This window comes from Fructilactobacillus sp. X2R6C1 (assembly GCF_059901295.1).
The window spans coordinates 110,033-127,125 of sequence record NZ_JBWXUZ010000001.1; the positions used below are offsets into that span (position 1 = coordinate 110,033).

16 protein-coding genes are annotated in these 17,093 nt (G+C 33.3%); all 16 read left to right on the forward strand.

Annotated features, from left to right (window positions below):
* Positions 1–2 precede the first annotated feature (2 nt).
* Positions 3–839, forward strand: a complete 837-nt coding sequence (locus tag AC6UDF_RS00485; protein WP_500698956.1) for a GT-D fold domain-containing glycosyltransferase — start codon at positions 3–5, stop codon at positions 837–839.
* A 16-nt stretch (positions 840–855) separates the two neighbouring features.
* Positions 856–1,914, forward strand: a complete 1,059-nt coding sequence (locus tag AC6UDF_RS00490) for a glycosyltransferase (RefSeq protein WP_500693335.1) — start codon at positions 856–858, stop codon at positions 1,912–1,914.
* 12 nt (positions 1,915–1,926) lie between these two features.
* A complete protein-coding gene (locus tag AC6UDF_RS00495; protein WP_500693336.1) occupies positions 1,927–2,982 on the forward strand; it encodes a glycosyltransferase in 1,056 nt (351 codons plus the stop codon).
* 9 nt (positions 2,983–2,991) lie between these two features.
* On the forward strand, positions 2,992–3,885 hold the full coding sequence (locus AC6UDF_RS00500; protein WP_500693337.1) for a glycosyltransferase family 2 protein: 894 nt from the start codon (positions 2,992–2,994) through the stop codon (positions 3,883–3,885).
* Between the two features lie 177 nt (positions 3,886–4,062).
* Entirely contained in the window at positions 4,063–5,178 is a 1,116-nt protein-coding gene (glf, locus tag AC6UDF_RS00505; RefSeq protein WP_500693338.1) for a UDP-galactopyranose mutase, read from the forward strand.
* 2 nt (positions 5,179–5,180) lie between these two features.
* Positions 5,181–6,602, forward strand: coding sequence for an oligosaccharide flippase family protein (locus tag AC6UDF_RS00510; protein WP_500693339.1), 1,422 nt, complete (start codon positions 5,181–5,183; stop codon positions 6,600–6,602).
* An 82-nt stretch (positions 6,603–6,684) separates the two neighbouring features.
* Complete coding sequence (locus AC6UDF_RS00515) at positions 6,685–7,464, forward strand: SDR family oxidoreductase (protein ID WP_500693340.1); 780 nt, start codon at positions 6,685–6,687, stop codon at positions 7,462–7,464.
* 132 nt (positions 7,465–7,596) lie between these two features.
* On the forward strand, positions 7,597–8,040 hold the full coding sequence (locus AC6UDF_RS00520; RefSeq protein WP_500693341.1) for an aggregation-promoting factor C-terminal-like domain-containing protein: 444 nt from the start codon (positions 7,597–7,599) through the stop codon (positions 8,038–8,040).
* Between the two features lie 115 nt (positions 8,041–8,155).
* On the forward strand, positions 8,156–8,914 hold the full coding sequence (locus tag AC6UDF_RS00525; protein WP_500693342.1) for an NADP-dependent (R)-specific alcohol dehydrogenase: 759 nt from the start codon (positions 8,156–8,158) through the stop codon (positions 8,912–8,914).
* 115 nt (positions 8,915–9,029) lie between these two features.
* Positions 9,030–10,367 carry a DUF6056 family protein gene (locus AC6UDF_RS00530; protein ID WP_500693343.1) on the forward strand — a complete coding sequence of 446 codons (1,338 nt, stop codon included), beginning with the start codon at positions 9,030–9,032 and terminating at the stop codon, positions 10,365–10,367.
* Positions 10,368–10,631: 264 nt separating this feature from the next.
* Positions 10,632–11,624 (forward strand): NAD(P)-dependent oxidoreductase, encoded by a 993-nt coding sequence (locus tag AC6UDF_RS00535; protein ID WP_500693344.1) that lies wholly within the window; start codon positions 10,632–10,634, stop codon positions 11,622–11,624.
* An 11-nt stretch (positions 11,625–11,635) separates the two neighbouring features.
* On the forward strand, positions 11,636–12,625 hold the full coding sequence (locus AC6UDF_RS00540; protein ID WP_500693345.1) for an NAD(P)-dependent oxidoreductase: 990 nt from the start codon (positions 11,636–11,638) through the stop codon (positions 12,623–12,625).
* Between the two features lie 18 nt (positions 12,626–12,643).
* Entirely contained in the window at positions 12,644–13,249 is a 606-nt protein-coding gene (locus tag AC6UDF_RS00545) for a nitroreductase family protein (RefSeq protein WP_500693346.1), read from the forward strand.
* A gap of 338 nt (positions 13,250–13,587) precedes the next feature.
* The gene (locus AC6UDF_RS00550; RefSeq protein ID WP_500693347.1) at positions 13,588–15,096 is read left to right on the forward strand and encodes a 6-pyruvoyl-tetrahydropterin synthase-related protein; all 1,509 of its coding nucleotides are present in this window, start codon (positions 13,588–13,590) and stop codon (positions 15,094–15,096) included.
* Between the two features lie 121 nt (positions 15,097–15,217).
* Entirely contained in the window at positions 15,218–16,264 is a 1,047-nt protein-coding gene (locus AC6UDF_RS00555; protein ID WP_500693348.1) for an acyltransferase, read from the forward strand.
* Positions 16,265–16,517: 253 nt separating this feature from the next.
* Positions 16,518–17,075 (forward strand): hypothetical protein, encoded by a 558-nt coding sequence (locus AC6UDF_RS00560; protein ID WP_500693349.1) that lies wholly within the window; start codon positions 16,518–16,520, stop codon positions 17,073–17,075.
* Positions 17,076–17,093 lie beyond the last annotated feature (18 nt).

The window sequence follows — 17,093 nt, forward strand, 5'->3', positions numbered from 1 at the left end:
ATTTGAACTTAAAATCTTTTATGTATAAGGCGTTTAACGACGCTCTTTACATCCCAATCTATCAAATTAAATATAAGAAACAATTTCAAGCTTTGAAAGTTAAGTCCATTGAACAAACCATCGATGCGATTACTAGGTATCATATTTCCCTTAGCCGATTTGGTGATGGCGAGTTTAAATGGATTAACATGACGGGTCAGAAATCGTTTGAACGCGATTCAAAAGAATTAAGCAAACGACTTTTGGAAGTGCTGCACTCGAATCTTAATGGTCATGGAATTGGTCTTCCTCAAGCATTTAGAGATCCAAGTATCATGAACGCTGACATGTACTGGGAACGTGAAATGGGAAAGTATGGCTCAGAATGGCTCAAAGATTTAGATCGAAATAAGACTTACTATAATACCAGTGTGACGCGTCCGTACATGGACTTAAAAGATAAGAACATTGCTAAGCACGTTTTTAATGAATTTAAGAAATATGTCGCAAATAAAAAGGTGTTAGTAATTGAGGGAAACCAAACTCACTTTGGCCAGGGAAACGATTTGTTAGAAAGTGCCAGTAAGGTTCTGAGGGTGGAATGTCCAAGTCATAATGCTTTTGAACAGTATGATGACATCTTGACGCAGTCGAAAGACCTCATCATAAAAGAAAATCCAGACTTAGTCCTAGTTGCACTGGGACCAACGGCGACCATTCTTTCGTATGACCTGACTAAAACCTTAAACAAACAGGTTCTTGATATCGGACATTTCGATGTGGAGTATACTTGGTTTTTAAACGGAGACAAAAAAAGAACCAAAATTAATGGGAAAGCCGTTAATGAAGTAAAAAATTAAGAAAGTGAGATTTAAAATGAAAAAGAACATTACTATTGCAGCCTCTTTTTTAAGTGGGCATGGTGGTACCGAAACTGTTTTGTCATTTATCGGCAATGATAAAAAAATAAATGATTCTTTTAATTTAAACCTTTTTCTTTTTGATAATGTTCGATATAAAAAGTTTATTGATTCTGCTGGATTTAATAAGATCAGCAAAACTAAGTTAAATAATAAATTCTTATGTACGATTAGATATATATCTTTTTTAATTAACTTCAGTGGTGATGCTTTAATAATTACCAATCAGACCATGATAATGATTGCTTATTATATTAGAAAAATATTAAATAAGCATTTTAAAATAATTTCTTGGATGCATTTTTCGTTAGGAAATAAATCTGTTCAAAGTAATGTCAAGCGAGTTGCTATGGCAGATTATCATTTAGTGATTTCATCTGGAATTAAAAATGAATTGATTAAAAATGGTGTAGATCCTAAAAATATTCAGATTATATATAATCCTGTGTCTGAAAAAAATAGGACTATTTTTCCTAATCCAAATGTTTGTAAATTTATATTCGTTGGTCGTTTAGAAACCGAAAGCCAAAAAAACCTTCTTCCGTTAGTTAAACATATAAATAAATTATCTGGAAATTGGACTTTTGATATATACGGTGATGGTCCACAAAAAGACCAATTAGAAGATTATGTTAACAATGACGCAAATTTAAGACGTAGAATTTCATTTAAAGGTTGGACTAATGATCCCTGGACAAAAATTAAGTATGCCAATGCACTATTACTTAATTCTAATTTTGAAGGATTTCCTATGGTTCTTGCTGAAGCGTTGAGTTTCGGCATACCTTGTGTTTCGTCTGACTGTAAAACAGGACCAAATGATATGATTATAAATGGTAAAAATGGTTTTCTATATCCTGTAGGTGATTACGGAACAATGATTCAAGATTTGAATAGTATCATTGACAATAATGTAACTTTTAATCCTGAAACTATTAAGAAATCAGTTGATTTTGCTTACCCCCAAAACTATGAAAATAGATTTATTAAAGCTTTACAAGGCTTTTCTAACTAGAGGTGTGTTGATTTGAAAAATAAAGTAACAATCGTCGTCGCTTTATCTGGGAGAGGTGGAGTAGAAACGGTTATTGACCATGTTATGCATGATAATTTAATCACTAAGAGCTTAGATCTTTCATTATTTGGCTATAATCGATTCGAATTTCATGATCTTGAAAATAAATTGAAAGGATTGAAGACTAATTATACAAATATGTCCTCAAAGTTTTTGTGTCTGATGAGATATTTGCATTTTCTTATTACATATGATGGCGATGCACTTATAATTACTAATCCGGTTCAAATTTTATTTGCAAAATACGTTAAAATTATTTTTAGAAAAAAGTATAAAGTTATTTCGTGGATTCATACTGCTTTAATTCAAAACGGTTTAAAAGAACGGGTATGGATGATTAAAATGGCAGATGATCATCTTGTTATTTCATCTGGAATAAGAGATGAAATGATCCATGCTGGAGTTAATCCAACAAGTATACAGATAATTTACAATCCAGTTAAAAAAGAAAAAAAGACCATTGTCCCTGACTCTAAAGTATGTAAGTTCATATATATTGGGAGATTAGAAGCTAAAAATCAAAAGAATTTATTTCCTCTTATCAATCTTTTAAGTAAAACGTCTGGCAATTGGGAACTAGATGTATATGGCAGTGGTAATGATATGGAAAAGCTAGAGAAGTTTGTTGATAGTAGTAAATCTTTAAAAAATAAAGTTATTTTTAAGGGTTGGTCAAGTGATCCATGGAGTAAAATCAATCGAGCCAATGTATTATTACTAAATTCTAACTACGAAGGATTTCCTATGGTTCTTGCTGAAGCATTAAGTTTTGGAATCCCATGTATATCGACAGATTGTCCTACGGGACCTAATGATATGATTAAACAAGGTAAGAATGGATATTTATACGATATTGGAGATTATGAAAAGCTTCAAAAATATTTGAAAAAATTTATTGATGATGATGTTCACTTTAATGGGCAAGAAATAAAGAATTCTATTAGTTTTTTGTATGATAATGAATATTCTAATAGATTTGTAAATGATGTAAATGAAATTATTAAATAGGAGAATTATATGGATAAGAAAGTAGCTTTAGTTCTTGTTACTTATAACAGACTCGACTTGCTAAGGGGTTCATTGGAAAAGATTTATGAACAGGATTATCCGGTAACTGATGTTTATGTTATTAATAATGATAGTAATGATGGTACTAGTAATTATTTAAAGCAGTTAAAACAAACCAAATCAAATCTTCATGTAAAAAATTTAGAGAAAAACGTTGGTGGTGCTGGTGGGTTTAATGCTGGTTTAAAGTATGCTCATAAATCTGGTCCATACGATTATTATTGGATAATGGATGATGATACTTATCCTGAGTCTTCGTCTTTAGGGAAGTTAATGAACACTACTGATTTATTGAGCGATGATATTGGATTTTTGGCAAGTGATGTGGTCTGGACTGATGGATCGCCAGCGTTAATGAATGTTCCAACTGTAAATGGAGTTTGGAATGGCAAAGTTGAAGATGACATTGTTGAACTAAAAGCAGCATCATTTGTTTCTATGCTTGTAAGTAATAGGGCGCTTGAGAATTGTGGTCTTCCAATTAAAGAATTCTTCATTTGGGGAGATGATGCAGAATTTTCACAGAGAGTTTCTCAAAAGTATCCCTCTTATTTTGTAATGGACAGTCAAGTTGTTCATCATACCAAAACTAATAATGGCGCTAATATAATTACGGATGATTATAAAAGAATTGGGAGATACTATTATGAAACACGAAATCGATGCTTTATGTGTAAAAAAGCTGGATTTAAAAAAGTAATTAAGTATTTTATTGATCGTATTTGTGTGTCTTTTGAGATTTTATTTACTAAAACAGATCATAAATTAAAAAAAGTTTGGATTCTTATTAAAGGATTTTTTGCAGGTTTATTCTTTAATCCATCAATTGAAAGTGTTAAGTAAAATAATAGTTATGTATCTTAGATATGTTTTTTGTTTTAATGTAACATGTTAATTTGTCATATAAAATAGAAATGAAAGAGATATATTTACTGTGTTATCATGATTATTGTTGTTTGTTTTTATTATAGTTTGTGTCAATTGCCGTGAATAATTTGTTATGAGAAAGGATGAATGTTAATGGACTATTTAGTTGTTGGTTCTGGATTATTTGGATCAACCTTTGCATACGAAGCTGCTAAACGCGGAAATCACGTTGAGGTGATCGAAAAACGTGATCACGTTGGTGGCAATATCTATACCAAGGAAGTAGAGGGCATCCAAGTTCACGAATATGGAGCTCATATTTTTCATACCAAAATGAAAGACATCTGGGATTATGTCCATCAATTTGCTGACTTTAACAACTACGTTAACAGTCCCATTGCCAATTACCACGGCGAAATCTATAACATGCCATTTAACATGAACACCTTTAATAAACTATGGGGTGTTAGAACACCAGAAGAAGCTAAGGCTAAGATTGAGGAACAAAAGCGGAGTGCCCATATTCCGGATAAGCCAACTAACCTGGAAGAACAGGCTATCTCACTAGTGGGTCCTGACTTGTACGAAAAATTGGTGAAGGGCTACACTGAGAAACAGTGGGGCAGAAAAGCCACTGATCTTCCAGCTTTCATTATTAGAAGAATCCCAGTGCGATTCATTTATGATAACAACTACTTTAGTGATCCATACCAGGGAATTCCAATTGGTGGATACACTCAAATTATCGAAAAAATGCTTGCTAGCGACTTAATCGATGTTAAAACTAACACTGACTTCTTTGATAAAAAGGACGAATATCTAAAGTCCGATAAGCGCATTATCTTTACCGGAATGATTGATCAATTCTTTGAATATCAATTGGGAGCTCTGGAGTACCGGAGTTTGAAGTTTGATACTGAAGTGAAAGATGTTGACAATTATCAAGGAAATGCGGTTGTCAATTATACTGATGCTGAAACTCCATATACCAGAGTCATTGAACACAAGCACTTTGAGTTCGGTAAGGGTAACAAACACAAGACCGTCATCACTCATGAGTATCCCAAGACCTGGCATCGTGGGGATGAACCATACTATCCAATCGATGATAAAAAGAATCGTTCTTTGTACAAGAATTACGTAGAATTAGCTGAAAAAGATGCGCCAAACGTTGTCTTTGGTGGCCGTTTAGGTCAGTATCGTTACTACAACATGGATCAAACCATCATGTCAGCTTTGAGACTAGTTAAAAACGAATTTGGTGAATAAATTTGGGTAAAGTAATTAAGAACTATTTATATAATGCTTCCTATCAACTATTTATATTAATAGTTCCTTTGTTAACCACACCTTATTTGGCACGTATTTTAGGCCCACAGGGTGTGGGAATTAATTCATATACTAATGCTAATATCCAATACTTCATTATTTTTGGAAGTGTTGGGGTCGCACTTTACGGTAATCGGCAGATTGCGTATGTGCGAAACAATAAGCAAAAACTAACCAATACTTTTTATGAAATATTCTTTATGCGAATAGTAACAATTGGTATTGCTTACATCGCCTTTTTTATTTTTTTAGCTCTCGTTCATCGTTATCATAGTTATTATATTGCGCAATCTTTCTCATTGCTTGCGGCAGCTTTTGATATTTCTTGGTTTTTCCAGGGTGTGGAGAATTTTAGAGTTACGGTTCTAAGAAACTTTGTTGTAAAGATAATAACTCTTATTAGTATTTTTTCTTTTGTTAAATCTTACAATGACTTATGGCTATACATATTTATTTTGTCGATGTCATTGTTGATTGGAAATTTGACTTTATTTCCAAGCTTAAAGGGATATTTAGGGAAAGTAGATTGGCAAAATTTCCACTGGTTTAGGCATTTTTGGCCGTCAATGGTTCTTTTTATTCCTGAGATTGCCACTCAAATTTACTTAGTGGTTAATAAAACGATGCTGGGAGCAATGACTTCTGTTACTGCGGCTGGTTACTTTGATCAATCTGATAAGATTGTTAAATTATCGTTAGCCGTTGTCACTGCAACGGGAACAGTCATGCTTCCCCATGTGGCAAATGCCTTTATGCATGGAAAACATGAGAAGGTTAAAGGTTATCTTTATCAAAGCTTTGAGTTTGTTACGGCGCTATCCATTCCAATTGCATTTGGAATTGCGGCTGTTGCACCAACATTTGTTCCATTATTCTTATCTAAAAGATTCTTAGAAGTCATTCCACTTATGATGATTGAATCTATTGTAGTGGTTATGATCGCCTGGAGTAATGCAATTGGAGTTCAGTACCTGGTTCCTACCAACCAAAACAAGGCCTACAATTATTCAGTTATTATTGGAGCTGTTATTAACATTGTTGCCAACGTTCCTTTAATTTTATTATGGGGAGCAATTGGAACTACTATTGCAACGGTTCTGTCAGAAGCAAGTGTCACTGCTGTACAATTATATGCAATTAAGGATGAAATTAGTTTTAAAAACTTATTCAGAGACTTTTGGAAGTATCTAACTGCAGGAGTTTTAATGTTTGCTATCGTATTCGGTCTTAATCTATATCTTCATATCTCGTGGAGCCACTTAATTATTGAAGTTTTACTTGGTATAATCATTTATAGCATTATGTTACTGATTTTAAGACCTAATATTATTAATATTACTATTAAAAAGATAAAAGAAAGATAATTAAGAAACGACGTGTTAATCTATTAGTTAATATTATTAGCTAATGATCATCACGTCGTTATTTTTTTATGGGAGTGATTTTATGATGAAAGTATTAGTGCTGGGTTCAACTGGTCAGTTAGGTCAAACGTTAGCAAATCTGCTAAATGAGAAACAAATCGAATTTGATGCACCTTCTTCAAAAGAAGTTGATGTAACTAATCAGAAACAAGTAATGGATTATTTTCAGGTCCATCAACCAGAAGTTGTTTTTGATTGCGTTGGATACACCGACATTGTTAACGCCGAAAAGGAACCGGGTAAGACCATCAATAAGAACGTGAACTTTCTTGGCACCCAGTATGTGGCTTTAGCCGCTAGAGATGTGAATGCAACGTTAGTCCATATCAGTACGAATCGAGTGTTTGACGGAAATGATAATTCTAAATCACATGAGATAACGGACATTCCCAATCCAATAAGTGAGTATGGTAAGCAGAAACGCATGGCAGAACGTGCCATCGAAGAAATTAGTACGAAATATTATACGATTCGAACGGCCAATCTATATGATGAAAATGGAAGTAAATTTGTTGATGAATTATTAAAAAGTGGTGAGATTAAGACTAGTAACCAACCAATGCAGGTAACCGATACCCGAAGATTGGCGGAGTTTATGTTGTTTGTAATCCAAAGTGATTTACCATATGGGATGTATCATTTAACAAACGAAAAATTAATTACTCCATGTGAATTTGCCAAGATAATCTTGAAAAGTCACATTTTGAAAATCTCCCCAGAAAGCACTGAAGGAAAGGACGTAAGGGAGCCCATTCTCGATTCGGGGAAGCTCAATAACACTTCATTTATGAATACAAAATAGTAAAATGACTTGCGGAAATTAATAATACTAAATCCCGATTTCTGCAATGTTTTTTAACATCCGTGTAATATTTTACTAATATTATTGAAATTTTTTCCCCTTAATGTATTGACTGTTGAGAGGAGGAACAAAATGGAGTGGAAACATATTATTCTCACAGCAGTTAGTGTTACAGCTATTTTTACCACGGGCATAGCAGTCGCAAATAGTTCACGCGCTAATGTTAATGCTGATTCATCGCGCTACACCACCGTTAATAAGCTAGTCAAATTTCGAAAAGCACCACACGCCAATAAACCTGTCAAAGTTATAAAATCAGAAAGTTCAGTGTCGAAATTAAGTCCGTCAGAGATGACAGCTAAGAATTGGATTGCTTATCATGAATCACGTGGTGAGTATCATGCTGAGAATCCAACTAATCCACAAGTGTATGGCAAGTATCAATTGACTAAGACTTACCTTCACGGGGATTACTCGAAGGAGAATCAAGAACGTACTGCTGACAACTACGTTCATGATCGTTATGGTTCATGGCAAAATGCTAAGAAGCATTGGGAAAGTAATAACTGGTACTAAATTAGTTTTAGCGCGGAAGGCTCATGATGAAAGTCATGAGCCTTTTTGTGTGCGTTTATAAGGGTTCATGATACAGTTAAGTCGGTAAATGACTAAGTAATTGGAGGGATATATTATGACAGACAGATTAAAAAACAAAGTTGCAATCATTACTGGTGGAACACTAGGAATTGGCTATGCTATTGCTGAAATGTTCGCTAAAGAAGGAGCTAAAGTAACGATTACTGGACGTAATGAAGATCGTGGACGCGAAGCAGTTGAATCGATTGATAAAAAGTATCCTGGAACTGTAAAATTCATGAAACAGGATGTTTCTGATCCAGACCGTTGGCCAGAAGTCTTTGAAGAAACCAAAAAAGATTTCGGACAGGTAACGACCCTAATTAATAACGCTGGAATTGCCCTTGGTAAGTCTATTGAAGATACTACAACCGAAGAGTGGCATAAAGTTCTAAGCATCGATCTAGACGGAGTCTTTTATGGGATACGTGAAGGCATCAAACAAATGAAGAATAAAGGTGTTGGTGCTTCAATTGTGAACATGTCGTCGATTGAAGGATTAGTTGGTGATCCTAACCTAGGCGCTTACAATGCTTCTAAAGGTGCAGTTCGTATGATGTCCAAATCAGCGGCACTTGATTGTGCGTTGAAAGATTATGATATTCGGATTAACTCTGTTCATCCTGGATATATTCAAACTCCAATGGTTAAACCAGACTTTGCGAAAGCCATGTCACAAAGAACCAAAACTCCAATGGGACACTTAGGTAAACCAGAAGACATCGCATATGCAGCTGTTTACTTGGCTTCTGATGAATCTGAATTCACGACTGGTAGTGAGTTAGTGGTCGATGGTGGCTACACGGCTCAATAAGATTTATTAAAACGAGAATGAAAGGACTATGCTATGTGTATAGCCCTTTTTTCTGTATTTTGATATTTTTTCTTATGATACAATTATAATATCTATATTATGAGGTGAATTATCTATGGATAATATAGTGTCTTTTTGTAAAAAGTATTTTATATTAATTGTTTCAGTTTGTTTGTTTATCTTAGTGTCGTTTTGGGGAATGATTACTCCATTATTTTCAGATGATGCTTTAGCAGTTAGGATGAGTCCTAGTGAAATTTTACATAGTGGAATAAATGATTGGTTTGTGTGGAATGGAAGGTTTGTAGGTCAAACATTTTATAGAATTCTTGTGAATTTACCACCATCAATTTATGGACTAGTTAATGCTTTAATTTTTATCCTTCTCCCATTACTTATGTTGGTTCTAACATTTAAGTTTTCGGGCAATACAAAGCACAAAAATTTAAAGTACATCTTAATAGTCGCAATGATTTTTGCTTTTTTCCCAAATTTCTCACTTAATTTCCTATACAGAGCAATTTCGGGGAATTATTTATGGACTGGAATAATAAATTTACTGTTTGTTATTTTGTGGATTCAATATAAAAACAATACGAGTAAATTAAGAAATATTTCTTATAGTATTTTGTTAATTGTTCTGGGGATAGTCGCAGGTTGGTGTAATGAAAATCTTGGAATTGGAATAATTGTTCTGCTTATTGGATTAACGTTAATTTCAACTCAGAAATATAAAGGATTAAATGTTAAAAAAGTTATCTCATTGATTGCTTATGTTTTTGGTTATGTAATGTTGCTCATTGCTCCAGGTAATATGGTTCGAGGAAGGTCCAGAGATCAAAGCTTTTTGAATAAATCATTTATTCAAAAGATTGCCACTAATATTCCCACAATTAATCAATATATTCTTCAACATATTCTTCCTTTGCTTATTATCTTTATTATTGTTCTATTTATTAATATTTATTTAGTTAAGAATCGTTATGCAATTTTAAGTAGTTGTATTTTGTTTATTTCAGCACTTATTACATTTTATGCATTATTACTATCTCCTGAATCTGTTGATCAATCAAGATGCTACTTTTTTGGAACGATGCTATTGATTATTGCCATTGTTCAGTTAATACCATTGTCGTCTAATAATGATTTAATAAAAATAGTGATAAATTCTTTTGTAGTTTGTTTGTGTGGATATGTATTATTAACTTTAAGTACTGGATTCATTCTCTCATATAAAACGGATATGGAGCTATTGCAACAACAAGATATGATTAAAACTAAACTAAAAAATAAGAAAAATAATGGAAACATTACTGTGCCGAAAATAAATAGTGTTCCGTACTCGGATTATGGTTTATGGGATATTCTCTCTGATAATCCAAACGATTGGCAAAACACATGTTATGCTCATATGTTTAAAGCTAAAAGTATTAAAGTAGCTGGAAATTATTAATCTGAAAAAAGACGACTAATCAGTCGTCTTTTTCTTAATTATTTCGTTAAAATTGCGTAAATACCAGCGATGACCAGGATGATCATTACCACTGCCATTACTACGATTCGTTTAACTTGAGTTTTGTGAAAGTTATTAAATTTGTTTGCCATACTATTCTCCTCTGATTGGTTATGAACATTTTAGCATTTAATAAGAGAAAAGAATTGCATTTTAACCACGATTTAATTCATAATTGGGTTGTTAAGATAAGGAGATAGTTTAATGTTTAAAATAACAATATACCATGCTGATGAAATGCAGAAGCAATACTTTGAAGATTATAATCAAACAGAATTCGACTTAAAGTTTGTTAATGAAAAGTTAACGATGGCCAATGTAAGCCAGGCTCAGGGATCAAACGGGGTTTTGATCGACGGGATGTGTGACGCTGACGGGACAATCGTTGACCACTTAGCCGATTATGGCGTTGAGTACTTATTTACTCGTTCGGTTGGAGTTAATAACATTGACATTAAGCGGGCAACCGAAAAAGGCATTAAAGTTGCTAACGTGCCCGACTATTCACCACATTCGGTAGCAGGATTGGCGTTTACCCTTGGAATGACCCTCTTTAGACATGTTGCTCAAGCAACCGCCAACACGCATGACGCTGATTTTCGTATCTTACCACTGTACTTTAGTCGTGAGATTCACGATTCAACGGTTGGAATCATTGGAGCAGGCAGAATCGGAACGGCTGAGGCTCAGATGTATGATGCGGTTGGAGCGAACGTTTTAGCATATCAACGTCACGCTGATCCTGATAATCATTCCGTTAAGTTTGTTGACATGGATGAGTTACTTACAAAATCGGATATTGTTTCCATTCACGTACCACTCACTTCTGGTACGGAGAAATTAATTGGCAAGACCGAACTTGATCAGATGAAGAACGATGCCATCCTGGTCAATACAGCTCGAGGCGGCGTGGTTGATAACAACGCCGTTGCTGACGCCGTTGAAAACTTTGAAATTGGTGGCTATGGAACCGATGTCCTACTAGATGAAGGTCAAATTATGGGTAAAGAATTCAATAGTTTGGATGATGTTCCTAATGCTGAAGACAAGAAGCTAATGAAGAACTATCCCAATGTGATCGTCACGCCACACATGGGTTCGTTCACTGAGGAAGCCAATAAGGACATGGTTCGGATCAGTTTTGATAACTTTCAAAAAGTGATTGAGACCGGGAAACCACTTCATCCATTAAACTAAGGAGAGATATAATGGCAAAGATTACTGCTTATGATGTAAGGCCATTTGAAAAAGAATACTTTGTGGATTTAAATTCATATGACTTTGATTTAAATTTGGTTGAAAAACCATTGAAGATTGATACGGTTGACGAGGCAATGGGCACGGATGCCATCCTGATTGACGGTTCTTGTATCGCTGATAAAGATGTCTTGGATAAGGTCAAGGATATGGGAATTAAGTATCTGTTTACCCGTTTTGTTGGGTACAACAATATTGACCTAGATGCTGCTGAAGCAGACGGGATCATGGTTGCTAACGTTCCCAGTTATTCACCATACTCCGTTGCCGAATTAGCACTCACGATGGGAATGGACCTATTCAGACACGTTTCCCAGGCAACGGTAAATACAAATAACGCTGACTTTCGGGTCCTGCCAACGTATTTTAGTAATGAAATTCATGATGCAACCGTTGGAATTATTGGAGTTGGTCACATGGGTAGTGCGGAGGCCAAGTTATACCACAATCTTGGTGCCAATGTGCTTGGCTATCAACGTCATCCAAATGACAATCCAGATGTGACTTTCGTTGACGAAGACGAATTGTTAAAGAAGTCGGACATTGTTTCACTTCATGTTCCTTATGTACCGGGTGAAAATGATGAAATGATTGGGGCTCCAGAATTAGCCAAGATGAAACGGAACGCTATTTTAGTTAACACGGCGCGTGGTGAACTGGTAGATACCAAGGCCGTTACGATTGCATTGTCGGGTAGTAACATTGGTGGTTACGCTGCTGACGTGATTATTGATGAGAATCAGATTGACGGTAACGAATTCAACTCATTAGATGATCTTCCAAACAAAGACGTGTTAGAATTGATGAAGCGTTATCCAAATGTTATTATTACTCCGCACATGGGTTATCTGACTAAGCCAGCCACGGTTGACATGATTAAGGTTAGTTATGATAACTTCCACGAAGCAATGACAACGGGGAAGACCAAGAATCAAATTTGACGAAAGAAGTTTTGGAACATGGAATTAAAGAAACAATTCTTAGATCTTGAGAAGAATCGTCGGACCATCTATGACTTGGGTAAGGATGTGCCTTTCTCACAAGACGATCTATATACTTATATCAAGGAATTAATCAAATACACACCAAGTGCCTTCAACGGGCAGACAGTTCGAGCTGTGGTACTTTTTAACGAAAATCATGATAAGTTGTGGGATATCGTTGAAGATGCCCTTAGAGAAAAGGTGCCAGCAGACGGATTCCTTCGCACCAAGGCAAAAATCTCAACTTTTAGGGATGCCTATGCATCAATCTTGTTTTTCACTGATATGGACAAGGTCAAAGAATTGCAAGGTCAATTTAAGACCTATCAATACGAGATGTACAACTGGTCTGAAGAAGGACAAGGAAACGCTCAGTTTGCCGTTTGGACCGGCCTTGAAGAAAATGGCTTAGGTGTTAACATTCAACATTATGACCCATTGATTAATGCGCAGGTGGCTTCAACGTTTGATATTCCGGATCATTGGCAATTACGGGCTGAGATGAACTTCGGTTCAATCAACACTCCAGCTAGCGAAAAGGATTTCATGGATGATAGCAAGCGATTTAGAGTACTTAAATAGAATAATACGTAAAAGAGCGTGGAGATAAAATCATCACGCTCTTTTTGTATGTAAAATTAAATTTCTTATTTTTTAAAAGTTCTGATATGATTATATATGTATTTAATATTTATTGACCATGAGGTGCTGTTATCACAAAATGTAAAAACATCGTCAAGAAACATTCAAACCTATTTATAATTTTATTATTTGCACTACTTAGTGTTTTAATTGTATTGCCATATTTCCATGGCGCAGGCATAATAACAAATGTTGATGGGCCTTTCCATGTTTCACGTTTACAGGAAAGTTATTTAAACTTAAAATCAGGGAATTTTTTTGGTATATTCCCAGATATTATGACTAAGACTTTTGGAAAAATTGGATATCCGCAGAATTTATTTTATCCAATTTTCATGGTTACTCCAGAAGCTATTATTCATGTGATTATCAAAAACGGTTACTTTGCTTATTATATCTTTCTCATGATAGTCAATTTTGGTATTTTTATTTCTATGTACTTATGTTCTGCTAAAATTGCTAAATCAAAATTTGCTGGTATGGTTTCTGCACTAGTATATGGATTTTTTCAATATAAAATTCATGTGATGTTTTATCAAGGCGATTTAGCTGAAAGTATTGTCTTTATTTTCTTGCCAATTGTTGTTTATGGGTTATATGAATTATTGGTAAAAGATTATCACAAGTGGTGGATTCTATCTATTGGAATGGCATTAATAATGCTAACTCATGTATTGTCTACTTTTTTGGCTTCAATAATGGTTTTATTTAGTCTAGGTTTATTACTTTTTATTCATGATAGTAATAAAATCAAACTTAAAAGATTATTATTTACTGTTCTTTCGGGCATTGTTGCGATTCTTTTATCATGTGTATTTCTGATTCCATTTATTCAAGATTATAAATTTACAGGGAAAATGAATATAGGAACTGCAACTTTGTATGCTAATGCTATGCCTATTCAAAATATGATTTTTAATTTTTTGCCTGATCAAGGTCCAGGACTCGGAGTTGGAATTGGAATTATTGGAATTCTAATTATAATCTTATCAATCTTTGTGTGGAAAAGATTATCGATATTTTATAAATATATGAGTTTTGAAGCAATAATTTTTCTATTGATGGTATCTAATTTTTTTCCTTGGCAACTTGTTCAAAACGAACTTAAGTTTATACAAGTTCCATATAGGTTGCTTCTACTAGTTACAGTTTTGATTGGATTAATTTCAGGCCAATGTGTGTTAATTCTATGTAGAAAATTTAATACTAATAAAAAAGTCATTTTCATTGGTGGTTTAACGTTATTTAGTTTGTGTATTTCTTTTGCTTCTAATGAATACGTAAAGACGAATCCAGCGAGTGTTGTTGGTTATTATATTTCCAAAAATGATAATGGATTTAAGGTTATGACTAATAGTCAGGTTTTTGATTATTTGCCCCAAACTACAAATCCAATTGAATCATCATTATTAGATCATTCTGTTAAAAGTTTGAATAAAGACACTAAAAAAATTCAACAAATTCAGTGGAGCACTTCATATAACAAAATCTATTACAAATTAGAATCTCAAAAGAATTATCAAAGTATTACAATGCCTAATATCTATTATCCTGGATTTCATGCTTATGTAAATAATATAGAAGTACCGATTAAAATTGATAAAAACAAAGCTATTAACATCCCTGTCCGAAGAGGAATAAACGATATTAATATCGTTTACAAAAAAACTATTACACAAATTATTACTTTATGGATCAGTCTTCTTAGTTGGATTTTATTAATAGTTTGGATTCTTTGTAAGTGTGTGATTAGTAGACAATTAAAATATAAAAGTGTAGCTAAATAGAGTTAAAAACGTGGAGAAACCATTCTTCCACGTTTTTAATATGCGTAAATAGTGTTTTTTGTTAGTTAAAAGTTTGATATCATTGTATTTGTGTTCAATATTACATAATTTAGGAGAAAATATGAAAAAAAGATTAACTTATATTGATGTAATCAACATCATTGCTATTATATTTGTTTTGTTTATTCATTCATCGTGGGATTCAACTAATAGTGCTTTAGGAGTTTTTGATTCAGTTGTTAGAGCAATCGTTGCACCTGCAGTATTTCTGTTTTTAATGAATTCAGGAACAACTTTAATTGGGTATCGAGAAAAGTATGATACAAGGATATTTTTTAAGAAAAGATTTTTTAGGGTAGTAGTACCCTTGGTTGTCTGGAGTATTATTTACTACCTTGTAGATATTGTTGTAAAAAATCCCCTTCCAGATGTTAACTTTGTCCATCACAACCCTAGTATTGGTGATTTTTTTGCCAGTTTTCTTTCAGGAAATATTAATGGAACCTTTTGGTTCTTTTATTGTGTCATTGCTCTTTATTTAGTCACTCCAATATTGTCAGTTCTTGCCAAAAGCCATAAGAATGTTTTGTTTTATATTGTAGTATTGGATTTCTTAATTAATTCCTTAATTTTATACGTGAACAATAATTTATTCCATATTGACCTATCGCCTTATATTTTACCAATTACTTCTACTAGTTATGTTGGATTCTTTATTATGGGTTATTTGATTATGGTAGGATACTTCGATGAAAAGTGGCTAAAGATCACCAAATGGATAGCCTTTGCTGCGTTAATTATCTCTATTATCATTGCGTTGTTTACTTTTAAAGGATTGCCTGATTGGCTTAATAATCTTAAAGAATATGGTAGTCCCTTGCTATTTTTGTATGTTATTGGTTTATATCTTTGGATTAAAGATTTTGTTGAATTGCATACGATATTTGTAAAACCTAAAGTTCAGAGATTGTTAGCTAATATGGCTTCAGTTAGTTTAGGCATTTACATTTTACATCCATTTTTCTTAAAACTGTTTATGCACATTACACATACGGCTTTCAATAGTTGGATTGATATTTTGGTTATGCCATTGTTTACTTATGTAGTTTGTGGATTAGTGGTTTATGTGATTAAGAAAGTTCCATTTGTAAAAGAGATTTTGCCATAAGTTAAATCATAAAAATAAAAGCATATTGTGAAAAAATAATATTACTTTTTTCACAATATGCTTTTTTGTGATAAGGTATTATTGATATTTATAACTTATGGGAGGGAGATAATTATGAGAGTCACGAAACTAGATATACATAATTTTAGGAATCTAGATAGTATTAGTATTAGTTTTAATAAAGAAGGCAACTATTTAGTAGGGAAAAAACAATATTGGCAAAACGAGTACACTAGATCTTTTATCTAAGATTTTGAATGGAAAGAATTTTTCTGAGGATGATTTTTCTGATTTATCTGATGCAATTATTATTAAATTAACATTGAGTCTAGAAGATGAAGAGATTGGGATTTTTGATAAAAATATGCGAGGGGATAAATATAACGAAATTGTTCTTAAGTTTAAACAAGATAGTCCCGAAGAACAGATTGAGATTGTTAATGATGATAATGAAGATGAATTAACTAATTCCATTTCTACATCTCAAATAAAAGCATCAAATTTTATTGAATATTCTTCTAGTGTAAAACCAATACAAGAAAATGATCTTACTAGAAACAATGGCCCATATAAATTGATTCCATTCTTAGTTAAAAAAATGTCTAATGGTAATAATGTAAAAGAATTAATGCCCGATAATAATAGAAAAATTATTAATGATATCAATAGTGAACTTGGTAATATTGAAAATTTTAGAACTAATAATATTAAAGTTGGATTTGATGATGATTATGTAAAACTTTTGCTAAATGCTCTTAGTTTAAAAAAAGATGATAATAGTTCTGACACAGAATTTTCAAATGATTCTTAGACTTTGCTAATTTAGGAT